Here is a 19,799-nt window from a genome sequence, read left to right on the forward strand (position 1 = left end):
CTCTCACCCGGCGCCTTCCGCCCGGTGCCTCACGGCGTGCCGGTGACGACCGCGGCGACCGTGCTGCCCCGCGGGAAGGCGCCCTCCTCGGCCAGCGTGGTCAGCCCGTAGAGCAGCTTGGCGACGTAGACCCGCTCCAGGGGCAGCCCGTGCCGCGCTGCGAAGGCGTCGGCGAACGCGTCGAGCTGCGGGGTGCTGCGGGCGTAGCCACCGCAGTGGAAGCGGGTCTCCAGCCGCCAGTCGCCGCGCGGTGCCCCGAATGCCGCGCGCTGCAGCTCCTCGACGGTCTGCTGGAGGAAGTGCGGGGTGCCGCCCTTGAGTACGGGGACGCCCAGGGCCCGCTGGCCGGGTGCCAGGCCGGCGGCCAGTCCGGCCAGGGTGCCGCCCGTACCGCAGGCCACCGCGACCGTGTCCGCGGCGCCGCGCAGCTCCCGGCCCAGCTCCGCACAGCCCTGTGCGGCGAGGGCGTTGCTGCCGCCCTCCGGTATGACGCGGAACGCGCCGAAGCGGTCGTGCAGCGCGTCGAGCACGTCCGCCTCGGCCTTGCGGCGGTAGGCGGCCCGGTCGATGAAGTGCAGCCGCATCCCGTCGGCGGCGCAGCGGGCCAGCGACCAGTTGAGCGGTGCGCCGGCCAGCTCGTCGCCGCGGACCACGCCGATGGTGGCGAAGCCGAGCAGCCGGCCGGCCGCCGCGGTGGCCCGCAGGTGGTTGGAGTACGCGCCGCCGAAGGTCAGCAGCGCGCGTTCGCCTGCGGCGGCCGCGGCCCGCAGATTGGGCGCCAGCTTGCGCCACTTGTTGCCCGGCAGGTCCGGATGGATCAGATCGTCCCGCTTGAGCAGCAGCCGCACGCCGCGGCGCGCGAAGGGCCCGTCCTCGATCTCCTGCAGGGGCGAGGGCAGCCGGGGGCGCAGCGCGCGGAGGCCGGGCGGCGGATCGGGGGCGGTGCGGGTCACGCGGCCCATTGTCGCGCGGGGGCGGCGCCGGCCCGTCGTGTGCTCAGGCGGACGTCCGCGCCCGGCCGGCCGCTCACTTCAGCAGCGCGCCGATCCGCTCGCGCAGCGCGTCCATCGTGAAGCCGCGCGGGTCGACCTTGCCCGGCTGCCACTCCAGATGGCCGAGCACCGAACGCTCCCCCCAGCCATGTGCCCGGCACACCGCCGCCGCTGCCCGCTCCAGCGCCTCCAGCTGGACCTCGGGCCAGGGGTCCTCGCCGTCGCCGAGGTTCTCGCACTCGAAGCCGTAGAAGACGCGGTTGCCGTCGGTGTCGGCCTCGTTGTCCGGCGGCAGCCGCTTCTCGGCGATCACCGCGCGCAGTACGTCGCCGTCGCCGAGGCCCGCGTGATTGGCGCGGCCGCAGCCCACCAGATGCACCGTGCCGTCCTTGGTGATCACGCCGTGGCACAGCGGGCCGGGCAGATCGGGCCGGCCGTCGCGGCAGAGCCGGACGGTGCGCTCGGCGCCGGAGGTGCCGGTGTGGTGCACCATCACGCCGTGCACCGGGCCCCAGGCCCCCTTGTCGTCGCGGTTGTGCGTCCTCCAGCCGTCGGTCTCGACGACCCGCAGCCCCTCGGACCTGAGCGCGTCGAGGAACCGTTCGGCGGACAGCGGTCGGGACATGGCCCACTCCGATGCGTGCGCGGCGGCCGCCGGCCGCGCACCGCCTCCTGCCTCGCTTGTACGGGACGGTCCGGCACCGAGGGAGCGGAACGGAATTAAACGGACCGGTCGTTCGGGGCCCGTACGAGCGGTTTCGGCCGCCACCGGGACGCCCGGCCCCCGACTGGTCGGGTGGGCCCGTGCCTAGCCGTGCAGGAACCCGTTCCCGTGCGCGCTGATGTGCGCCTCCAGCGCGCTGAGCGCGTCCTGGGTGGCCTGGGGCGAACCGCTGCCCCGGTGCTCGGCGTAGTACGCAGCGCCCAGCTTCTTCAGCAGGTCGTTGCCGTGCCGGTGCTGCTGCACCTCGTCGACCTTCTGTTTGCCCTGCGCCAGCCCCTTTTGGGCCTGTTCCTTGGCGCGGTCGAGAAACCCTGACATGTGCCACCTCCGTGAGGTCCGTGTCGTAAGGGATCAACGGCGCGGACGGCCGTGGGGTTCCCGTGCCAGGCTGAGGGATATGGGTCAGGAGCGCGAGACGGGTGGGCCGCCCGGCGTAACCGGCGGGTACCGGGAGCGGCCGTCCGGGCTGGCCGGCGCGGTGCTGTGGACCACCACCACGACGGCGTCGGCGCGGCCGGTGCTGCCCGACGGCTGCATGGACCTGATCTGGAGCGAGGGCCGGCTGCTGGTGGCCGGCCCGGACACCGGGCCGTACCGCCCCGAGGGCGTCCCGCCCGGCACCCGCTTCGTCGGGGTGCGCTTCGCGCCGGGCCAGGGCCCGTCCGTCCTCGGCGTACCGGCCCGTGAACTGCGCGACCGGCGGGTGCCGTTGGCCGACCTGTGGCCCGCCGGCGCGGTGGGGGAGCTGGCCGGGCGGGCGGCGGCGGCCGGGGAGCCCGGGCCGGTCGCCCGGGTCCTGGAGGAGGCCGCCGCGGCCCGCCTGAGGGAGGCGGCCGCACCGGACGGTCGGACCGCCGCCGTCGCCGCTGCGCTGGCCCGCGGCCGCCCCGTCGCCGAGGTCGCCCGCGCCGTGGCGCTGAGCGAACGCCAGCTGCACCGCCTGAGCCTGGACGCCTTCGGCTACGGCCCCAAGACCCTCACCCGAGTGCTCCGGCTCGTCCGCGCGCTCGATCTGGCGCGCCGCGGGACGCCCTACGCCGAGGTCGCGCTGCGCACCGGATACGCGGACCAGGCGCACCTCGCGCGCGAGGTGAAGTCGCTGGCGGGGGCTCCCATGGGGGTGCTGCTCGCCCCGGGTTAGCGTGTCGGTCATGGACTACCAGGCCGTTCTCGAGGAGGTAGCGGCCTACGCCAGGCCGCTGGTGCGACATGGGCGGGTCGCCGACTACATACCGGCGCTGGAGCGGGTGTCGGCGGACCGTTTCGGGATTGCGGTCGCCGACATCCACGGCGCGGTGTACGGGGTCGGCGACTGGGAGGTGCCGTTCTCGGTCCAGTCGATCTCCAAGACCTTCTCGCTGGCGCTGGTGATGTCGCAGAGCCACAGCGGCCACGGCGACGACGACATCTGGCGGCGGGTCGGCCGCGAGCCGTCCGGTACGCCGTTCAACTCGCTGGTCCAGCTGGAGGCGGAGAACGGCATCCCGCGCAACCCGTTCATCAACGCGGGCGCGCTGGTGGTCACCGACCGGCTGCAGACCCTCACCGGCGACGCCAGCACCTCGATGCTGCACTTCCTGCGCGAGGAGAGCGGCAACCCCGACCTCGCCTTCGACCAGGCGGTGGCCGACTCGGAGGCCGCACACGGCGACCGCAACGCCGCCCTCGCGCACTTCATGGCGTCCTTCGGCAACCTGGAGAACCCCGTCCCCAGCGTCATCGAGCACTACTTCTGGCAGTGCTCGATCGAGATGAGCTGCCGCGATCTGGCCGTGGCCGGCGGCTTCCTGGCCCGCCACGGGCTGCGCGCCGACGGCAGCCGGCTGCTGGAGGCCCGCGAGGCCAAGCGGATCAACGCGGTGATGCTGACCTGCGGGACGTACGACGCGGCCGGGGAGTTCGCCTACCGCGTGGGGCTGCCCGCCAAGAGCGGCGTCGGCGGCGGGATCATCGCCGTCATCCCCGGCCGCTGCACGCTGTGCGTGTGGAGCCCCGGTCTCGACGCCCGCGGCAACTCGGTGGCGGGCGCGGCGGCGCTGGACCACTTCACCACGCTGACCGGCTGGTCGGTCTTCTGAGCTCCTGGTCACCGGGGACGGGCTGACGTTGTGGCCCCTGACCGGCGGGCGCATCGTATGGGTAGGAGGTGCACCGCCATGGAGCACGAGATTCGCGCCGAGTACGAGGAAGGCGTCCTCCCGCACGAGGACACCCCGGTCAAGCTCTGGCACATGACACGGGTGGGGACCACCACGGCCATGTGCGGGCGGGACCTCGCCCCGGCCGCCGCCACCCAGTCGGCCGATGCCTGGGGAGAAGCCGGCGCCCAGCCGTTCTGCCGCCAGTGTGGCGTGCTGTACCTGGGGGAGCACCCGGCAAGCAGCTAGGCGGACACCCCCAGAGCCGCGCCTGTCTCCCCGTCACCCCTCCCGGCGAGGGCATATGTGCTCAGGGCAGCGGCGCGAACAGGTCCACCCCGTGGCCGTCCGGGTCCTGTACGACGGCGTAGCGCTGTCCCCAGAACGCGTCCCACGGCGGCTTCTCGCCCGTATAGCCGGCGGCGGTGAGCTCCGCGTAGACCTTGTCGACCCCGGCGGGGCCGTCGCACTCGAAGGCCAGCCCCGTAGGGGTTCCGGCCTGCGGAGGCGTCCAGTCGGGGGCGATGGCGCGGGCGGTCTCGTAGGAGTCCCACATCAGGCGCAGGCCGCCGGGCAGCTGCGCCTCGGCGTGCGGGGCGGCCTCCGACCCGGCGGGGACGGCAAGGCCCAGGCGGCGGTAGAAGGCGAGGGACGCGGCCATGTCGGAGACGACGATGCCGATGGCGGCGAAGCGGGGGAACGGGTGCGAGGCCCGTGGGGTGGTGGTCATGGCGCGAGCGTAGGCAGCCCGCCGGGCCGCGGTCTTGAACGAATCGGACGCGCTCCGGGAGGGCCGGTGCCGGCCGCGCGCCGGCCCGCGCCTCCGTGCCTCACGGGCAGTGGATGACCTGCCCCGCGTACGAGAGGTTGCCGCCGAAGGCGAACAGCAGGACCGGGTCGCCGGAGGCGATCTCCTGGCGCTCGACCAGCTTGGACAGCGCCAGCGGCACCGAGGCGGCGGAGGTGTTCCCGGAGTCGACGACGTCCTTGGCGACCACCGCGTTGACCGCGCCGAGCCGCTCCGCGACCGGCTCGATGATCCGCAGATTGGCCTGGTGCAGCACCACTCCCGCGAGGTCCGCAGGCTGGATCCCGGAGCGCTCGCAGACCTGGCGGGCGATCGCCGGCAGCTGCGTCGTCGCCCAGCGGTAGACGGTCTGGCCCTCCTGGGCGAACCGGGCCGGCTCGCCCTCGATGCGGACCGCGCCGCCCATCTGGGGAACCGAGCCCCACAGCACCGGGCCGATCCCCGGCTCCGCCGCGGCGGTGACCACCGCGGCGCCCGCCCCGTCGCCGACCAGCACACAGGTCGTACGGTCCGTCCAGTCGACCACGTCCGTGAACTTCTCCGCGCCGATGACCAGCGCGTTCGTCGCCGATCCGGCCCGGATGGCGTGGTCGGCGACGGCCAGCGCGTGGGTGAAGCCGGAGCAGACGACGTTGATGTCCATCGTGGCCGGCGCGGGCAGTTCGAGCTTGGCGGCGACCCGGGCGGCGGTGTTGGGACTGCGGTCGGTGGCCGTGCAGGTGGCGACCAGGACCAGATCGATGTCGTGCGGGGCGAGGCCGCTGCCGGCCAGGGCCTTGGCCGCGGCGGCGGCCGCCATCGAGTCCACGGTCTCGTCGGGCGCCGCCACATGGCGGGTGCGGATGCCGACCCGGCTGCGGATCCAGGCGTCGTCGGTCTCGACGATCTTGGCGAGTTCGTCGTTGGTGAGCACGCCGGAGGGCTGGTAATGGCCGAGAGCCAGGATGCGTGACCCGGTCATGGTTTCCCCTGTACGTGGACGGTCGATGCCTGACCAGTCTCACCCGCCGGCCGCGGCCGGCGGGTGAGCGATCGACCAATGTTCCGGCTCCAGAACTGGAGACAGGCGCCAGAACCGCGGGCGGCCCGTCGGGCGTGGCTCAGCCGCCGGCGGCCGGGCGGGTCAGCGGACGGAAGCGGCGCAGCCGCAGGCTGTTGCCGACGACGAAGACCGAGGAGAAGGCCATCGCGGCGCCGGCGATCATCGGGTTGAGCAGTCCGGCCGCGGCCAGCGGCAGTGCGGCCACGTTGTAGCCGAACGCCCAGAACAGGTTCGTCCGGATGGTGCCGAGGGTGGCGCGGGCCAGCCGGATGGCGTCCGCCGCCGCCCGCAGATCGCCCCGTACCAGGGTGAGGTCGCCGGCCTCGATGGCGGCGTCGGTGCCGGTGCCCATCGCCAGCCCCAGGTCGGCGCGGGCCAGCGCGGCCGCGTCGTTGACGCCGTCGCCGACCATGGCGACCGAGCGCCCCTCGGACTGCAGCCGTGCCACGACCGCCACCTTGTCCTCCGGGAGCACCTCGGCGATCACCTCGTCGATACCGACCTCGGCCGCCACCGCCTCGGCCACCGCCTTGTTGTCGCCGGTCAGCAGCACCGGGGTCAGCCCCAGGCCGCGCAGCAGACGGACCGCCTCGGCGCTGGTGGGCTTGACCGCGTCGGAGACCACCAGCACCGCGCGCGCCGCGCCGTCCCAGCCGACGGTGACGGCGGTGGCGCCCTCGGCCTCGGCGGCCGCCTTGGCGGTGACCAGCTCGGGCGGCAGGGCCAGGCCCCGGTCGGTGAGCAGCCGCTCGCGGCCCACCAGGACGGTGTGCCCCTCGACGACTCCGCGGACGCCCAGGCCGGGGACGTTGGCGAAGTCCTCGGGGACGGGCAGTGCGCCGACGCGGGACTCGGCGCCGCCGGCGACGGCGCGGGCGACGGGGTGCTCGGAGGCGTGCTCCAGGGCGCCGGCCAGCCGCAGTGCCTGCGTCTCGTCGACGCCCGCGGCGAGGTGGATCCCGTTCAGCGACATCTCTCCGGTGGTGACCGTGCCGGTCTTGTCCAGGACGATGGTGTCGACCTTGCGGGTGGACTCCAGTACCTCCGGCCCCTTGAGCAGGATGCCCAGCTGGGCGCCCCGCCCGGTGCCGACCATCAGGGCGGTCGGGGTGGCCAGCCCCAGGGCGCACGGGCAGGCGATGATCAGGACGGCGACGGCCGCGGTGAAGGCGGCCACCGCGCCGGCGCCGGTGGCGAGCCAGTAGGCGAGGGTGGCCAGGGCGAGCACGATCACGGCCGGGACGAACACCGCGGAGATCCTGTCGGCCAGCCGCTGCGCCGCGGCCTTGCCGTTCTGGGCCTCCTCCACCAGCCGCGCCATCCGGGCGAGCTGGGTGTCCGCACCGACCCGGGTGGCCTCCACGACCAGCCGGCCGCCCGCGTTGACGGTGGCGCCGGTGACCGTGTCGCCGGGGGAGACCTCGACCGGGACCGACTCACCGGTGAGCATCGACGCGTCCACGGCGGAGGCGCCGTCCAGGACCGTGCCGTCGGTGGCGATCTTCTCCCCGGGGCGTACGACGAAGTGGTCGCCGACCCTCAACTCGTGCGTGGGGATGCGCACCTCGCGGCCCTCGCGCAGGACGGCGACGTCCTTGGCGCCCAGCTCCAGCAGTGCGCGCAGCGCCGCGCCGGCCTTCCGCTTGGCGCGCGCCTCGAAGTAGCGCCCGGCCAGGATGAAGGTGGTGACGCCGGCCGCGGCCTCCAGGTAGATGGAGCTGCTGCCGTCGGTGCGGGCGATGGTCAGCTCGAAGGGGTGCGTCATCCCGGGCATGCCGGCGTGGCCGAGGAACAGCGCCCACAGCGACCAGCCCAGCGCCGCGAGGGTGCCCATCGAGATGAGGGTGTCCATCGTGGCGGCGCCGTGCCGCAGATTCGTCCAGGCGGCCTTGTGGAACGGCCAGGCGCCGTACGCCACCACCGGCGCGGCGAGGGTCAGCGACAACCACTGCCAGTAGGTGAACTGCAGCGGCGGCACCATCGCCATCAGGACCACCGGGACGGTCAGGACGAGGGAGATCAGCAGGCGCTGCCGCAGCGGGGTGAGGGCGTCGGCCCGGTCGTCCGCCGCGTCCCCGGCGTCGCCGCCGGCCTCGGAAGGGGCCGGGGCGGCGGCCGGGGGCTCGGGGACGGCCGCGGTGTAGCCGGTCCGCTCCACCGTGGCGATCAGGTCCGCGACCGAGACCTCGCCCTCGTAGGCGACCTGCGCCTTTTCGGTGGCGTAGTTGACGGTGGCGGTGACGCCCTCCATGCGGTTGAGCTTCTTCTCGACGCGGGCGGCGCACGAGGCGCAGGTCATCCCGCCGATCTGCAGCTCGACGCCGCCCTCTCCGGTCACGGTGGTCATGCGCGCTCCTCGGTCTGGTGCGAGTGTGCCCTTCGACTCTCCCAACCATATACCCCCTAGGGGTATTCCGTCAGGGCGTGTTTTCTGCCACCTCCTCTGCCACCTCCTCCTCCGCCGGCCCCGTCGCCCGGCTCACCCGTCCCGCCATCGCCCGCAGATACGCGGCCAGCTCCGGCGGCTCGTGCACGGTGAACTCGCGCCCCAGCATGGCCAGCCGCACCGCCAGCCACTCCAGGGATTCGGGGGCGCTGCGCCAGCGGCAGGACGCCTCGTCGAGCGCGGTGACCTCGCCCGCCGCCGGCCCGCCCAGCCGGGCGGACACCTCGGCGGCCGGTGCGTGGATCGTCGCCACGGCCCGGTGGGCCGGGGCCATCCCCTGCATCCGCGCGCGCACGTACGCCCCCGCGTCGGCGGCGGGCAGCTCGCGCGGCGGGGTCCGCACGCCGGTGGGGAACGGCTCGCTCAGCCGGTCCACCCGGAAGATCCGCCAGTCCTCGCGGTCGTTGTCGTAGGCGACGAGGTACCAGCGCCGCCCCGCCGCGACCAGCCGGTGCGGCTCCACCAGGCGCTTGCTGCGGGCGCCGGCGCCCGCCCGATAGGCGAAGCGCAGCCGCTCGTGGTTGGCGATGGCCGCGGCCAGCACCGTCAGATGCTCCGGGTCGACGGTCGGCCCGTCACCGGTGGGCATCGGGACGGTGGCCGTGCCGAGCGTGCCCACCCGCCGCCGCAACCGGGCCGGCAGCACCTGTTCGAGCTTGGCCAGCGCCCGTACGGACGCCTCCTCGATGCCCTCGATGGTGTGGCCGGCCGCCGAGCGCAGGCCGACCGCGATGGCCACCGCCTCCTCGTCGTCCAGCAGCAGCGGCGGCATCGCGGTGCCCGCGGCGAGCCGGTAGCCGCCCTCCGCGCCCATCGTGGCGTGCACGGGGTAGCCCAGCTCGCGCAGCCGCTCGATGTCGCGGCGGATCGTGCGGGTGGTGACCCGCAGCCGCCCGGCCAGCTCGCTGCCGGGCCATTCGCGCGGGGTCTGCAGAAGGGACAGCAGGTTCAGCAGTCGTGCCGACGTCTCACTCATGGACCGATGATGCCCGTCCAAGTAGGACCGGTGCTGTCCTATACGGGCCCTAGTGTCGACGACGTCGAACGAGCCGATCACTGGAGAACGCCATGACCACGACCGTCACCCCGACGGCCGACCGCAGACGCTGGACGGCGCTCGCCGTCGTCCTCACGGCCAGCTTCATGGACCTGGTCGACGCGACCATCGTCAACATCGCCATCCCCAGCATCCAGCGGGACACCGGCGCCTCCTTCAGCGCCCTGCAGTGGGTCACCGCCGGCTACGCCCTCGCCTTCGCCCTCGGCCTGATCACCGGCGGCCGGCTCGGCGACATCTACGGCCGCAAGAAGCTCTTCCTGCTCGGCATCGGCGGCTTCACCCTGGCCTCCGCGCTGTGCGGCCTCGCCGCGACCCCGGGGATGCTGGTCGGCGCCCGGGTGCTGCAGGGCGCGATGGCCGCGCTGATGGTGCCGCAAGTACTGGCGATCATCCATGTCACCTTCCCCGCGAACGAGCGCGGCAAGGTCTTCGGGATGTTCGGCGCGGTGATCGGCCTCGGCGCGGTCTGCGGCCCGCTGATCGGCGCGCTGCTCACCGAGGGCGATCTCCTCGGTCTGGAGTGGCGCCCGATCTTCCTGATCAACCTTCCGGTCGGCATCGCCGGCATCCTGCTCGGCCGCCGCTTCATCACCGAGTCCCGGTCCCCCGACGCCCTGCGCCTGGACCTGGTCGGCACCGCGCTGGCCACCGTCGGCCTGCTGATGCTGCTCTATCCGCTCACCCAGGGCCGCGAGGACGGCTGGCCGCTGTGGGGCTTCGTCTCGATGGCCGCGAGCCCGCTCGTGCTGGCGCTCTTCGTCCGCTACGAGCGCGCCAAGGCCCGCAAGGACGGCTCACCGCTGGTCGAGCTCTCCCTCTTCAAGGTCACGACGTTCGCGGCGGGCTCCGGCGTCCAGCTGACGTTCGGCGTGGTCAGCGGCCTGTTCTTCCTGATCTGGACGCTCCATATGCAGCTGGGCCTGGGCTGGAGCCCGCTGCACGCCGGGCTCACCGGGCTGCCGTTCTCGCTGGCCTGCTCGGCCGCGGCCGGGATGTCCGTACAGAAGCTGGTGCCGCGCTTCGGCCGCAAGGTCCTGCAGGCCGGCGCGCTGATCATGCTGGCGGGCGCGCTGCTCTACATCTGGCAGGCCGGGCACTACGGCACCGCCCTGACGTCCTGGCAGATGGTGCCGGCGATGCTGCTGATGGGCGGCGGTATGGGCCTGATCGTCGCCCCGATCACCGATGCGGCGATCTCCGAGGTGCCGCCCGAGCACTCCGGTTCGGCGTCCGGCATCTTCAACACCACCGGTCAGCTGGGCATGGCGCTCGGCCTGGGGCTGTCGTCGGTGGCGTTCTTCCAGGTCGCCGACGCCGCGGGGGAGCGGGGCGGGGCGGCCGCGCCGGGCGCCGGGTTCATCGACGCCACCACCAACGCCCTGTGGTGGGTCTCCGGCGGGCTGGTCGTCGTCCTCGGACTGCTGTTCCTGCTGCCGCGGCGGGCCGGTGCGCAGCATGCGGCCGGGGAGCGGGTCGCGACGGACGAGGCCGCGGCGGAGCAGCAGCCGGCCCTGGTCTCCTGAAGGTCCGCCGCACCGCCGCCCCACCGTCCCGGCGCACGGGCCGCCCGTCGCCGGGGCGGCCCTCGGCCGCGTAAAAACAGCCGCTTTGCCGTACCCCTCGCGGCCCCTCGCGGTCCATACTTGCCGGGTGTCGATGATCAGCAACCTCCGCAAGGCCGTCCGGCTGCCGCAGCCGCGCACCCGGGGTGTCGACCTCAGCCATCCGGCGCGCTCCCCGCTGGGCACCGCCGTGGTGAACTGCGCGGTGTACGTCGACGGCGTACGGCAGGACGGCAACCACCCCGCCGACGTGGCGATACGGCGGGTCCGCAGATCCGGCCGGGGATTTGTCTGGATCGGGCTGCATGAGCCGTCCGAGAAGGAGTTCTCCGGAATCGTCGAGCTGTTCGGGCTGCATCCGCTCGCCGTCGAGGACGCGGTCCTCGCCCACCAGCGGCCCAAGCTGGAGAACTACGACGACTCGCTGTTCACCGTCTTCAAGACGGTGCGCTATGTCGAGCACGACCGGCTCACGGACACCAGCGAAGTGGTGGAGACCGGCGAGATCATGGTGTTCACCGGCACCGACTTCGTGATCACGGTCCGGCACGGCGGGCACGGCTCGCTGGGCCCGCTGCGCGAGCATCTGGAGCGGGTGCCCGAGCAGTTGGCGCTCGGTCCGTCCGCCGTCCTGCACGCCATCGCCGACCTCGTGGTGGACGACTACCTGGACGTCACGGCCGCCGTCCAGGACGACATCGACGACGTCGAGAGCGAGGTGTTCTCGGTCCGCGGCGGCGCCGGCGCGGGGCGGATCTACCAGCTCAAGCGCGAACTGCTGGAACTCAAGCGCGCGGTGGCCCCCTTGGACCGGCCGATGCGGGAGCTGGCGACCCAGCCGATGCGGCAGGTCGACCCCCGGATCAAGACCTACTTCCGGGACGTCGCCGACCACCTCGACCGCGTCACCGAGCAGATCAACGCCTTCGACGAACTGCTCAACTCCATACTCCAGGCCCATCTCGCCCAGGTCACCGTCGCCCAGAACGAGGACATGCGCAAGATCAGTGCCTGGGTCGCGATCCTGGCGGTGCCGACCATGGTCTGCGGCGTGTACGGAATGAACTTCGAGTACATGCCGGAGAAGCACTGGACGTTCGGCTATCCGCTGGTGATGGCGCTGATCGCGGCCGCCTGCTGGGTCATCCACCGCGGCTTCAAGCGCAACGGCTGGCTGTAGGGCGGCTCAAGCGGGTCCCGCCGCGCCCTACCGGCCCGCCACGTGCCGCGGTCGCGCCGCGCCCAGGCCCACCGCGATCTGCGGGAGCAGCAGCGCCAGCAGGAGCGTCAGCGGCACCGTCCAGCTGCCGGAGGCGTCGTGCACGGCGCCCAGGACGGCCGGGCCGGTGGCGGCCAGGACATAGCCGAAGCACTGCGCCATGCTGGACAGCTGGGCGGTGTGCCGGGCGTCCGGGGCGCGCTGGACGATGAACAGCAGCGCCAGGCTGATCGCCGCGCCCTGGCCCAGGCCGAGCAGCACCATCCAGACGTAGGCGCCGCCGACCGGCGCGATCAGCACGCCGGCGAAGGCGGCCGCGCACAGCAGCGCCGAGCCGGCGGCCAGCACGCCGGCGGGCAGCCGGCGGCCGACGACGACGGGGGCGAGGAACGAGCCCGCGATGCCCAGCAACGAGGAGAAGGAGAGCATCCAGCCGGCGTCGCCCGCGCCCAGACCGGCGTCGTGGAGCATCGTCGGCAGCCACGCCGCGGCCGCGTAGTAGCTCAGCGACTGCAGGCCCATGTACCCGGTGACCTGCCAGGCCAGGGGGTCGCGCCACAGGCCGCGTACCGGGTGCGCCGCCTCGCCGGCCGCGCCGCGCGGCACCCGCGTACGGCGGCGGACCTGCGGCAGCCAGCAGACCAGCGCCAGCACCGCCAGCGCGCCCCAGCAGGCCAGCGTCGCCTGCCAGGTCAGACCGGCGGCCTGCTGCACGGGGACGGTGACCCCGGCCGCCAGTGCCGCGCCGCCGAAGAGCGACATGGAGTACAGGCCGGTCATCAGGCCCGCCCGGGCCGGGAAGTCGCGCTTGATCAGGCCGGGCAGCAGGACGTTGGCGACGGCTATCCCGGCGCCGATCACGATCGTCCCGGCGAACAGCGCCACCACCGAGTCCAGCAGGCGCAGCGCGGTGCCCAGGCAGATCAGCGCCATCGTGCCGAGCAGCGACCGCTCCATGCCCAGCCGCCGCCCCAGCCGCGGCGCGAACGGCGCCAGCAGGCCGAAGCAGAGCAGCGGCAGCGCGGTGAGCAGACTCGTCGCGGCGGCCGACATCCCGCTGTCGTCGCGGATGGTGCCGGCCAGCGGGGAGACGGCGACCAGCGCGGGGCGCAGATTCAGGGCCAGCAGGACGACGCCGATGCCGAGGTGGAGGGCACGGCGGCCGGTGGCGCCGGGCGGGGTCGCCGGCGACGTGGCCGGCGCGGGGGCGTGCGCGGGTGCGCTGGTCTGGTCCCGGGTCACTGCTGGTTTCCCTTCGGGCCGTCGGACTCCTCGCGGTCGCCGGCGCTCTCGCGCAGGGCCGCCATGCCCTGGGCGAGGTGCGCCAGCGCGGCACGCTCGGCGCCCTCGGCGTCCCGTGCCTCGATGGCGTCGACGATGGCCTCGTGTGCGTCGTACTGGTTGCGTACGGAATCGGGGACGGGGGCGCCGATGACCGACTGGAGCGTCGCGCGCAGGGCGTCGCTGAGGTGCTCGTACAGCTCGGCCAGGACGCTGTTGTGGGCCGCGGCGGCGATGGTGCGGTGGAAGTCCACGTCCGCGTCGATGAAGGCGTCCAGATCGCCGCTCTTCCAGGCACGGTCGCGGTCGGCGAGGGTGGCGCGCAGCGCGGCGAGGTCCTCGTCGGTGCGGCGCTGCGCGGCGTAGCGCGCGGCATCGCGCTCCAGGCAGGCGCGCACCTCGAACGCCTCCAGGTCGCCGGCCCGCCGCAGCCTGCGCTGCACGGCGGCACCGAAGCCGCTGCTGGCGCGGACATAGGTGCCGTCGCCCTGGCGCGGCTCCAGCAGCCCGGTGTGCACCAGCGCGCGCACGGCCTCACGGACGGTGTTGCGGCCCACGTCGAGCTGCTCGACCAGCGCGGGCTCGGCGGGGATCTTCGTCCCTACCGGCCACTCGCCGTCGGCGATCAGGCCCTCCATCTGCTCGATGACCAGGTCCACCAGGTTGGTGCGGGTGGTGCTGCGCAGCGGCATGGGCGTCCTCCGTCTTGATTTCACCGGTGATGGGAACATCCCATGTTTGGCGGTGTCAAATAGGCGGGGATAGCCTGGTGGCGCCGAAGATCCCGGGAGACATATGGACGAGCGAGCCCGCCGGGCGGCGCCCTGGGAGGGCCAGTGGCCGGTCGTCGGCGCGGTGGCCGCGGGCGGCGCGGCCGGCGCCACGGCACGCTACGGCGCCGCGCTGCTGTGGCCCACCGCCACCAACGCCTTCCCCTGGACGACGCTGGCCGTCAACGTCGTGGGCTGTGCGCTGATGGGCGTGCTGATGGTGCTGATCACCGAGGTCCGGTCGGCCCACCGGCTGCTGCGCCCCTTCCTGGGCACCGGCGTCCTCGGCGGCTTCACCACCTTCTCCACCTACGCGGTCGACATCCAGCGGCTGGCCGACGCCCGGCAGCCGCTGCTCGCCCCGGCCTACCTCGCGGGCACTCTGCTCGCCGCGCTCGCCGCGGTGTGGGGCGCGGTCGTCGCCGCCCGCGCACTGCTCGCACCGAGGCGGCGGACGGTATGACCCCCGGCGCGGCACACCCCGGCAGCGCCCCCGCGCTGCGGCTCACGGTCCTGGTCGGCGAACAGGAGGTCTGGCACCACAAGCCCCTCTACGCGGAGATCGTGCTGCGCGCCCGCGCGGCCGGACTGGCCGGCGCCAGCGTCTTCCGCGGTATCGAGGGCTTCGGCGCCACCTCGGTCATCCACACCCAGCGGCTGCTGTCGCTGAGCGAGGAGCTGCCGGTCACGATCGTCGTCGTCGACGCGCAGGAGCGGGTACGGGCCTTCCTCCCGCAGCTCGACGAACTCCTCGCGGGCGGCGGTCTGGTGACGCTCGACGCCTGCGAGATGATCGCCTACCCGGCCGCGGACACCGACGGCGCGCGCCCGGAGGAGGGCGGACGCGGGTGAACTGGCTGCTGGTGGTGGCCGGCGCGATGGTCGGGGCGCCGCTGCGCTTCCTGACCGACCGCTACGTCCAGGCGCGACACGGCACGGTCTTCCCGTGGGGGACCTTCGTCGTCAACACCGTCGGCTCGCTGATCCTCGGCCTGCTCACCGGCGCGGCCACCGCAGGCGTGGCCTCCTCGCACGTCCAGCTGCTGGTGGGCACCGGCCTATGCGGCGCCCTGACGACGTACTCGACCTTCTCCTACGAGACGTTCCGGCTGGCGGCGGACGGGGCGCGGGGCTACGCCGCGCTCAACGCCGCGGCGAGCGTGCTGGCCGCGGTGGCGGCCGCGTTCGCCGGTGCGGCCGCCGCCCGGGCCCTGTGGGGCTGAGGTTCCGGCGAGCCCGTCGCGGACCGGCGGCGGGAGCACCCGGCGGCGGACACACGAAAGCGGTGGGGCTCGTGGAGGAGCCCCACCGCTCTGGGCGGCGCAGGAACTGCGAGGGCTGGTGGGGGTACGAGGGCCGGCCGCCAGGTTCCGGTACTCGTCAGCCCCAGGCCGGGGGCCGGACCGCCCACCGTCACTACGGTCCGGACCGCGGACCACCGCCGAACTCGTGGTGCGCGAACGTGCTTCTTGGTGCGGAAGGTGTGGTGCGTCTCAGGCCGGGCGCCGGGTCAGGACGCCTTGCCGAAGTGGACGCCCGCCAGGCCGTTGGCCCACAGCTGCTCCACCTTGGCGCGTTCGTTGTCGTCCGGCTGGCTGTTCTGGCAGGACGTGCCGGGGCCGCCACCGGACATCAGCTCGCTGCACGGACCCTCGTAGTGGTCCGGCAGACCCAGCACATGGCCGGTCTCGTGCGCGGCGACGCGGGTGGAGTTGTACTCCTGGTTCTGCTGGTAGTCCAGGAAGACGAAGCCCTTGCCGTGGCCGTCGGTGCTGGCGTACGAACCGCGCGGGTCGTTGCCCTCGCGGTACTGGAAGTCGCCGCCGCTGCCTTCCTGCAGCTGCACGTTCTTCACGGCGCTGTTCCAGATCGACGCGCTCTCGGCTATCTGGCCCTTGAACGTCGGCGCCGCGCTGGCGTCGTAGGTCACGGTGACCGAGGCCGCGTGCGGGTTGGCCTTCATCTTGGCCCTGGCCGACTTCATCACGGCCTCGAAGAACGCCTTGGTGTCGGCCTTCTCCGCCGCCGACCCGTTGTACGCCGCGATCGAAGCGGCGGTGCTGCGGGCGGACTTGGCGGGGGAGGGGGAGGATGCCGACACCGGCGCGGCGATCGCGAGCGTGGCGGCGAGGCCCAGACCGAGCGCCGCCGACAGCGCCGTCTTAGGAGATCTCATGTGGGGGGCTCCTTAATTTCCGAGGGCCGTACGGTCGCCGTGTGGGGCGGCGACCGGGGCCCTGCGGATTTCTTGGTGCCGTTGAGTCTGGACGGAGTTCACCCGGAAGACGGAGATGTTAGGTGGCGATAGCACCGCTCTATACCCCTGCCAAGCGCCTTGGGAAAAAAGGCGCGTTCCGGCGGGTTTGAGAGTCTGGTGTGACGGATGCCGTGGTCGTTATGCTCCCGACGTGGAGCTCGAGGTAAGGCATCTTCGCGCGCTGTGCGCCATCGCCGACTCAGGCAGCGTACGCAAGGCGGCACGGCAGCTGGGCATGACCCAGCCATCCTTGACGACCCAGCTCCACCGCATCGAAAAGGCCCTGGGTGGCCAGCTCTTCTTCCGCGAGTCGACCGGCAGTCGGCCGACGCCGCTGGGGCATTCGGTGCTGTGCCGGGCGAGACCGATAGTGGCCGAAATGCGAGCCCTTGTCGACGAGGTCGCCTCGGCCTCCCACCGCGAACAGGGCGCCCGGCTGCACATCGGCAGCACCAACAGCCCCGCGGTCGCCGGCTGGCTGCGCCGGCTGCGGGTGCGGCTGCCGGAGACGGACACGACGATACGTACCGATGTGTCCGCCAATGCCCTGCTGCACATGGTCGCCATGGGGCAGCTCGACGCCGCCTTCGTGCACGAGGTCGAGGGCGTGCCGCTGCGGATCCCCGACGGCCTGGTCGAGCACGAACTCATCGCCAGGGAACCGCAGTTCATCGCGCTGGCGGACTCCCACCCGGCCGCCGCCAAGGAGATCGTCCGGGTCGCGGACCTCGCCGACGACCAGTGGATGGTGGACCCGACCGTGGACGGCGAATGGGCCGGCCTGCGGCGCATCTGGACCGCGGCCGGCGTCAACCCCCGGGTCGTCCACGGCGACTACCTCACCGCCGTCGACCTGGTCACGGCCGGGGAGGTGGTCACCCCCTGCCAGCCGACCGCCCGCTCCCGGCACGGCATGGCCATCCGCCCGCTGTACGGCGACCCGCTGGCCGTCCGCCTCTTCATGGCCTGCCGCCAGGACGGCACCCCGGCCGCCTCCCAGGACGACCTGTTCGCCGACCTGACCGCCTCGTACATGGAGATCGCCTGGGCGAGCGAGGCCTATCGTGCCTGGCTCGTACGCCATGACGGGCCGCTGCCGGTGGCGACTTAGCGCTTGTCGGAGCGGGTTCCACCTGCGGTCGACGGTGCCGGCGTAGTCGCGCAGCAGCGTCTGGAGCGAGCCGAGGGCAGCGCTGCGGGGGCGCTCGGCCGACCAGGCGAGCACCGCGGTGCAGGGGGCCAGGTCGGTGCCGGCGGGATAGCGGATGCCGGGCCGGAGCATCAGCCCCAGGCACCCAGCCCGTCCGTCACATCGGCACGGCTTCGCGAGTCATTGCTCCGACACGAGGTGACGGAGGAAGGCGACCGATGGACGAACACGACACCGAATGCACCGGCCCCGAGCGACAGGCCAGGCTGGCGGACTCCGTCGGCCTGGCCCTCCTCGCGTCCCTGGAGACCCTCACCCCGGCCGAGCGCCTCGCCTTCGTCCTGCACGACCTGTTCTCCTTGCCGTTCGACGCGATCGCCCCCCTCGTCGGCGGCAGCCCCGCCGCGGCCCGCCACCTCGTCGACCGCGCCCGCCACCGCGTGCGGGGAACGGCTCTGCCCCTCGACGACTGACGAGCCGGAGAGTGGACGCGCACCTGGCCCGGCTCCGTCACCCCGCAAGGGCCGTACCCGCACAGGTCAACGCGGGGAAGACTCCCTCGCCACGGAGCTATGCGCGCCTGCGGCCGGGCAAAGAAGACCGCACCCGGTCCGTCAGGGACGCCGTGTTCGGCGGCTTACGGACCGGGTGCGGACAGGAAGGCGATGTGACCCGCGAAACCGCAGGTCAAACGGCCTGGCCAAAGATCAGGCCTTCTTGGTCTCCCAGAAGATCTTGTCGATCTGGGCGATGTAGTCCAGCGCCTTCTGGCCGGTGGCCGGGTCGTTGGAACCCTTGGCGGCGCTGAGCGCCTTGAGGGTGTCGTTGACCAGCTGGTGCAGCTCCGGGTACTTCTCGAAGTGCGGGGGCTTGAAGTAGTCGCTCCACAGCACCGAGACGTGGTGCTTGGCCAGCTCCGCGCGCTGCTCCTTGATCAGGACGGCGCGGGTGCGGAAGTCCGCGTCCTCGTTGGCCTGGTACTTCTCCTGGACGGCCTTGACCGACTCGGCCTCGATGCGGGCCTGGGCCGGGTCGTACACGCCGCAGGGCAGGTCGCAGTGGGCGCTGACCTTGACCTTGGGGGCGAACAGGCGGGAAAGCATGTTCAGTCCTTCCTCGTGATCGTCTTCTCAGGTGCGAGATTACTCGGTACGGGAAGGCTTTTCGCGGGTGGCCCGGGGGTCTTAGGGCAAAAGTCCAGTGTCACGCTGGGACTGATGGAGGATGGACCGGTGAGCGGTCGGACCGGGAGGTACGGGATGCCGGAGCGGGTGCACGAGCGTGGCCCGGAGCAGGGCGAGGGCGCGGAGCCGGGGCACGAGCGGGGCGGACTGCTGCGGGCGTTCGGCCTGGCCGAGGTCTACAACCCGTCAATGGTGCCGTCGCTGCTGCCCGGTGACCAGTTGGTGGTGCAGTACGGCGCGGCGGTGCGGCCCGGTGACGTGGTCGTGCTGCGGCACCCGTTCCGGCAGGATCTGCTGATCGTCAAGCGCGCCGTGCGGCGGTGCGACGGCGGCTGGTGGGTCCAGGGGGACAATCCGTTCGTCGAGAACGACAGCCGGGAATTCGGTGCGGTCCCGGACGAACTGGTCGTCGCCCGCGCCTGGGTGCGCCTCCGCTCGCCGCGGGGGATTCAGCGGTCCGTCGCCGGAGTGCTGTCCTGGGCGGCGTCGGCGGTCCGTCCCGTAAGGGCCGAGCGTTCGCTCTCCAGGCGCTTGCGGGCGCGGTAGGCGGCGACGTTGGCGCGGGTGGCGCAGCGGTCGGAGCAGTAGCGCCGCGAGCGGTTGGTCGAGGTGTCCACGTAGACGTTGCGGCAGGGCCGCGCCTCGCAGATGCCGAGCCGGTCCACGCCCAGCTCGGTGAGGTGGAAGGCCAGGCCCATGCAGGCGGTCGCGGTGAAGCCGGCCGTGGCGTTGGCCGCGTGGTCGGCGATGTGCATGTGCCACTTGGGGCGCCCGTCGTCGTCCCGGTACTCGTGGCCGGAGATCTGCGGGCTGACCGGGAACTCCATCATCAGGGCGTTGAGCAGGTCCACGGCCAGGACCTCGTCGCCGGCGTCGGCGGCCTCGAAGACGGCGCGCAGCCGGGCGCGGACCGTGCGCAGCCGGGTGACGTCGCTGTCGGTCGCGCGCCGGGCGGACTGCTGGGCCGGGCCGAAGAGCTCGCGTACGGCCTCCACCGAGGTGAGGCTGTCGCCGCCGCGCTCGGGCTGCTCGCTGTTGACCAGTCGCACGGCGTAGTCCGAGTAATAGGCCAGTTCCACTTGTGGTCCTTACGGGCGGGGGTTAGGGTGCGGATACTCGCTCGTTGTAATGGGCGTTGATACTACGAGGGTATTACGGCCTGGAGG

General features: G+C 73.1%; 22 protein-coding genes and 1 pseudogene. 11 read left to right on the top strand and 12 right to left on the bottom strand.

Annotated elements, in window-relative coordinates; translation table 11 throughout:
• Positions 1 to 29 precede the first annotated feature (29 nt).
• The 3 genes from ACZ5XZ_RS04045 to ACZ5XZ_RS04055 all read right to left on the bottom strand — a co-directional run bounded on the left by ACZ5XZ_RS04045 (position 30) and on the right by ACZ5XZ_RS04055 (position 2,034).
• Complete coding sequence (locus tag ACZ5XZ_RS04045) at positions 30 to 962, bottom strand: 1-aminocyclopropane-1-carboxylate deaminase/D-cysteine desulfhydrase (RefSeq protein ID WP_468974394.1); 933 nt, start codon at positions 960 to 962, stop codon at positions 30 to 32.
• A 64-nt stretch (positions 963 to 1,026) separates the two neighbouring features.
• The gene (locus tag ACZ5XZ_RS04050) at positions 1,027 to 1,617 is read right to left on the bottom strand and encodes an N-acetylmuramoyl-L-alanine amidase (RefSeq protein WP_468974396.1); all 591 of its coding nucleotides are present in this window, start codon (positions 1,615 to 1,617) and stop codon (positions 1,027 to 1,029) included.
• 183 nt (positions 1,618 to 1,800) lie between these two features.
• Complete coding sequence (locus tag ACZ5XZ_RS04055) at positions 1,801 to 2,034, bottom strand: hypothetical protein (protein WP_468974398.1); 234 nt, start codon at positions 2,032 to 2,034, stop codon at positions 1,801 to 1,803.
• Between the two features lie 79 nt (positions 2,035 to 2,113).
• Between ACZ5XZ_RS04055 and ACZ5XZ_RS04060 the strand changes: the two genes are divergently transcribed.
• The 3 genes from ACZ5XZ_RS04060 (at position 2,114) to ACZ5XZ_RS04070 (ending at position 4,103) form a co-directional block, all read left to right on the top strand.
• Entirely contained in the window at positions 2,114 to 2,857 is a 744-nt protein-coding gene (locus ACZ5XZ_RS04060) for a helix-turn-helix domain-containing protein (protein WP_468974400.1), read from the top strand.
• A gap of 10 nt (positions 2,858 to 2,867) precedes the next feature.
• Positions 2,868 to 3,794 carry a glutaminase gene (locus ACZ5XZ_RS04065; RefSeq protein WP_468974402.1) on the top strand — a complete coding sequence of 309 codons (927 nt, stop codon included), beginning with the start codon at positions 2,868 to 2,870 and terminating at the stop codon, positions 3,792 to 3,794.
• A 78-nt stretch (positions 3,795 to 3,872) separates the two neighbouring features.
• Positions 3,873 to 4,103 (top strand): hypothetical protein, encoded by a 231-nt coding sequence (locus tag ACZ5XZ_RS04070; protein ID WP_384433936.1) that lies wholly within the window; start codon positions 3,873 to 3,875, stop codon positions 4,101 to 4,103.
• Between the two features lie 61 nt (positions 4,104 to 4,164).
• On the opposite strand, the gene ACZ5XZ_RS04075 is transcribed toward ACZ5XZ_RS04070, so the two are convergent.
• The 4 genes from ACZ5XZ_RS04075 to ACZ5XZ_RS04090 form a co-directional block, all read right to left on the bottom strand.
• Complete coding sequence (locus ACZ5XZ_RS04075; protein ID WP_468974405.1) at positions 4,165 to 4,584, bottom strand: VOC family protein; 420 nt, start codon at positions 4,582 to 4,584, stop codon at positions 4,165 to 4,167.
• A 100-nt stretch (positions 4,585 to 4,684) separates the two neighbouring features.
• Complete coding sequence (locus ACZ5XZ_RS04080; protein WP_468974407.1) at positions 4,685 to 5,623, bottom strand: beta-ketoacyl-ACP synthase III; 939 nt, start codon at positions 5,621 to 5,623, stop codon at positions 4,685 to 4,687.
• Positions 5,624 to 5,762: 139 nt separating this feature from the next.
• The gene (locus ACZ5XZ_RS04085; RefSeq protein WP_468974409.1) at positions 5,763 to 8,051 is read right to left on the bottom strand and encodes a heavy metal translocating P-type ATPase; all 2,289 of its coding nucleotides are present in this window, start codon (positions 8,049 to 8,051) and stop codon (positions 5,763 to 5,765) included.
• Between the two features lie 70 nt (positions 8,052 to 8,121).
• Complete coding sequence (locus ACZ5XZ_RS04090) at positions 8,122 to 9,126, bottom strand: helix-turn-helix transcriptional regulator (RefSeq protein ID WP_468974411.1); 1,005 nt, start codon at positions 9,124 to 9,126, stop codon at positions 8,122 to 8,124.
• Between the two features lie 92 nt (positions 9,127 to 9,218).
• On the opposite strand from ACZ5XZ_RS04090, the gene ACZ5XZ_RS04095 reads away from it, so the two are divergent.
• A complete protein-coding gene (locus ACZ5XZ_RS04095) occupies positions 9,219 to 10,733 on the top strand; it encodes an MFS transporter (RefSeq protein ID WP_468974413.1) in 1,515 nt (504 codons plus the stop codon).
• Between the two features lie 133 nt (positions 10,734 to 10,866).
• Positions 10,867 to 11,952, top strand: a complete 1,086-nt coding sequence (locus ACZ5XZ_RS04100) for a magnesium and cobalt transport protein CorA (RefSeq protein WP_468974900.1) — start codon at positions 10,867 to 10,869, stop codon at positions 11,950 to 11,952.
• Between the two features lie 27 nt (positions 11,953 to 11,979).
• Here ACZ5XZ_RS04100 and ACZ5XZ_RS04105 read toward each other — a convergent pair whose 3' ends face one another.
• Together ACZ5XZ_RS04105 and ACZ5XZ_RS04110 are read right to left on the bottom strand one after the other, a co-directional pair.
• Positions 11,980 to 13,233 carry a CynX/NimT family MFS transporter gene (locus ACZ5XZ_RS04105; RefSeq protein WP_468974415.1) on the bottom strand — a complete coding sequence of 418 codons (1,254 nt, stop codon included), beginning with the start codon at positions 13,231 to 13,233 and terminating at the stop codon, positions 11,980 to 11,982.
• Positions 13,230 to 13,964, bottom strand: a complete 735-nt coding sequence (locus tag ACZ5XZ_RS04110; RefSeq protein WP_468974417.1) for a FadR/GntR family transcriptional regulator — start codon at positions 13,962 to 13,964, stop codon at positions 13,230 to 13,232. The genes ACZ5XZ_RS04105 and ACZ5XZ_RS04110 overlap by 4 nt, the downstream gene beginning before the upstream one ends.
• A 103-nt stretch (positions 13,965 to 14,067) precedes the next feature.
• Between ACZ5XZ_RS04110 and ACZ5XZ_RS04115 the strand changes: the two genes are divergently transcribed.
• From ACZ5XZ_RS04115 to crcB, 3 genes are read left to right on the top strand one after another with little or no spacing between them, the layout of a single operon-like run.
• Complete coding sequence (locus ACZ5XZ_RS04115; protein ID WP_468974419.1) at positions 14,068 to 14,505, top strand: fluoride efflux transporter FluC; 438 nt, start codon at positions 14,068 to 14,070, stop codon at positions 14,503 to 14,505.
• A complete protein-coding gene (locus ACZ5XZ_RS04120) occupies positions 14,502 to 14,894 on the top strand; it encodes a DUF190 domain-containing protein (protein WP_468974421.1) in 393 nt (130 codons plus the stop codon). The genes ACZ5XZ_RS04115 and ACZ5XZ_RS04120 overlap by 4 nt, the downstream gene beginning before the upstream one ends.
• A complete protein-coding gene (crcB, locus tag ACZ5XZ_RS04125; protein ID WP_468974423.1) occupies positions 14,891 to 15,265 on the top strand; it encodes a fluoride efflux transporter CrcB in 375 nt (124 codons plus the stop codon). The genes ACZ5XZ_RS04120 and crcB overlap by 4 nt, the downstream gene beginning before the upstream one ends.
• 287 nt (positions 15,266 to 15,552) lie before the next feature.
• Here the strand turns inward: crcB and snpA are convergent, their stop codons facing one another.
• The gene (snpA, locus tag ACZ5XZ_RS04130; protein WP_468974425.1) at positions 15,553 to 16,218 is read right to left on the bottom strand and encodes a snapalysin; all 666 of its coding nucleotides are present in this window, start codon (positions 16,216 to 16,218) and stop codon (positions 15,553 to 15,555) included.
• Positions 16,219 to 16,450: 232 nt separating this feature from the next.
• Here snpA and ACZ5XZ_RS04135 point away from each other — a divergent pair, with 232 nt between their 5' ends.
• Both ACZ5XZ_RS04135 and ACZ5XZ_RS04140 read left to right on the top strand, forming a co-directional pair.
• Positions 16,451 to 17,410 (top strand): LysR family transcriptional regulator, encoded by a 960-nt coding sequence (locus ACZ5XZ_RS04135; protein ID WP_468974427.1) that lies wholly within the window; start codon positions 16,451 to 16,453, stop codon positions 17,408 to 17,410.
• Positions 17,411 to 17,691: 281 nt separating this feature from the next.
• Positions 17,692 to 17,916 (top strand): annotated as a pseudogene (locus tag ACZ5XZ_RS04140) (sigma factor-like helix-turn-helix DNA-binding protein); the annotation flags it as partial.
• Positions 17,917 to 18,156: 240 nt separating this feature from the next.
• Here ACZ5XZ_RS04140 and sodN read toward each other — a convergent pair.
• On the bottom strand, positions 18,157 to 18,552 hold the full coding sequence (sodN, locus tag ACZ5XZ_RS04145) for a superoxide dismutase, Ni (protein WP_030085982.1): 396 nt from the start codon (positions 18,550 to 18,552) through the stop codon (positions 18,157 to 18,159).
• 156 nt (positions 18,553 to 18,708) lie between these two features.
• On the opposite strand from sodN, the gene sodX reads away from it, so the two are divergent.
• Positions 18,709 to 19,179, top strand: a complete 471-nt coding sequence (gene sodX, locus ACZ5XZ_RS04150) for a nickel-type superoxide dismutase maturation protease (RefSeq protein ID WP_468974901.1) — start codon at positions 18,709 to 18,711, stop codon at positions 19,177 to 19,179.
• Here sodX and ACZ5XZ_RS04155 read toward each other — a convergent pair.
• Positions 19,083 to 19,712: a CGNR zinc finger domain-containing protein gene (locus tag ACZ5XZ_RS04155; protein WP_468974430.1), complete on the bottom strand. Its 630-nt coding sequence runs from the start codon at positions 19,710 to 19,712 to the stop codon at positions 19,083 to 19,085. The genes sodX and ACZ5XZ_RS04155 overlap by 97 nt on opposite strands.
• Positions 19,713 to 19,799: the final 87 nt, after the last annotated feature.

Source organism: Streptomyces sp. NPDC033270, assembly GCF_055576575.1.

Excerpts from the sequence above, each read along its gene's own strand:
- ACZ5XZ_RS04080 (WP_468974407.1), bottom strand. The coding sequence starts at position 5,623 with ATGACCGGGTCACGCATCCTGGCTCTCGGCCATTACCAGCCCTCCGGC.
- snpA (WP_468974425.1), bottom strand. The coding sequence starts at position 16,218 with ATGAGATCTCCTAAGACGGCGCTGTCGGCGGCGCTCGGTCTGGGCCTC.
- ACZ5XZ_RS04045 (WP_468974394.1), bottom strand. The coding sequence starts at position 962 with ATGGGCCGCGTGACCCGCACCGCCCCCGATCCGCCGCCCGGCCTCCGC.
- ACZ5XZ_RS04065 (WP_468974402.1), top strand. The coding sequence starts at position 2,868 with ATGGACTACCAGGCCGTTCTCGAGGAGGTAGCGGCCTACGCCAGGCCG.
- ACZ5XZ_RS04050 (WP_468974396.1), bottom strand. The coding sequence starts at position 1,617 with ATGTCCCGACCGCTGTCCGCCGAACGGTTCCTCGACGCGCTCAGGTCC.
- ACZ5XZ_RS04070 (WP_384433936.1), top strand. The coding sequence starts at position 3,873 with ATGGAGCACGAGATTCGCGCCGAGTACGAGGAAGGCGTCCTCCCGCAC.
- sodN (WP_030085982.1), bottom strand. The coding sequence starts at position 18,552 with ATGCTTTCCCGCCTGTTCGCCCCCAAGGTCAAGGTCAGCGCCCACTGC.
- ACZ5XZ_RS04120 (WP_468974421.1), top strand. The coding sequence starts at position 14,502 with ATGACCCCCGGCGCGGCACACCCCGGCAGCGCCCCCGCGCTGCGGCTC.
- ACZ5XZ_RS04075 (WP_468974405.1), bottom strand. The coding sequence starts at position 4,584 with ATGACCACCACCCCACGGGCCTCGCACCCGTTCCCCCGCTTCGCCGCC.
- ACZ5XZ_RS04055 (WP_468974398.1), bottom strand. The coding sequence starts at position 2,034 with ATGTCAGGGTTTCTCGACCGCGCCAAGGAACAGGCCCAAAAGGGGCTG.
- ACZ5XZ_RS04110 (WP_468974417.1), bottom strand. The coding sequence starts at position 13,964 with ATGCCGCTGCGCAGCACCACCCGCACCAACCTGGTGGACCTGGTCATC.
- ACZ5XZ_RS04060 (WP_468974400.1), top strand. The coding sequence starts at position 2,114 with ATGGGTCAGGAGCGCGAGACGGGTGGGCCGCCCGGCGTAACCGGCGGG.
- ACZ5XZ_RS04085 (WP_468974409.1), bottom strand. The coding sequence starts at position 8,051 with ATGACCACCGTGACCGGAGAGGGCGGCGTCGAGCTGCAGATCGGCGGG.
- ACZ5XZ_RS04115 (WP_468974419.1), top strand. The coding sequence starts at position 14,068 with ATGGACGAGCGAGCCCGCCGGGCGGCGCCCTGGGAGGGCCAGTGGCCG.
- sodX (WP_468974901.1), top strand. The coding sequence starts at position 18,709 with ATGCCGGAGCGGGTGCACGAGCGTGGCCCGGAGCAGGGCGAGGGCGCG.
- ACZ5XZ_RS04100 (WP_468974900.1), top strand. The coding sequence starts at position 10,867 with ATGATCAGCAACCTCCGCAAGGCCGTCCGGCTGCCGCAGCCGCGCACC.
- ACZ5XZ_RS04090 (WP_468974411.1), bottom strand. The coding sequence starts at position 9,126 with ATGAGTGAGACGTCGGCACGACTGCTGAACCTGCTGTCCCTTCTGCAG.
- ACZ5XZ_RS04095 (WP_468974413.1), top strand. The coding sequence starts at position 9,219 with ATGACCACGACCGTCACCCCGACGGCCGACCGCAGACGCTGGACGGCG.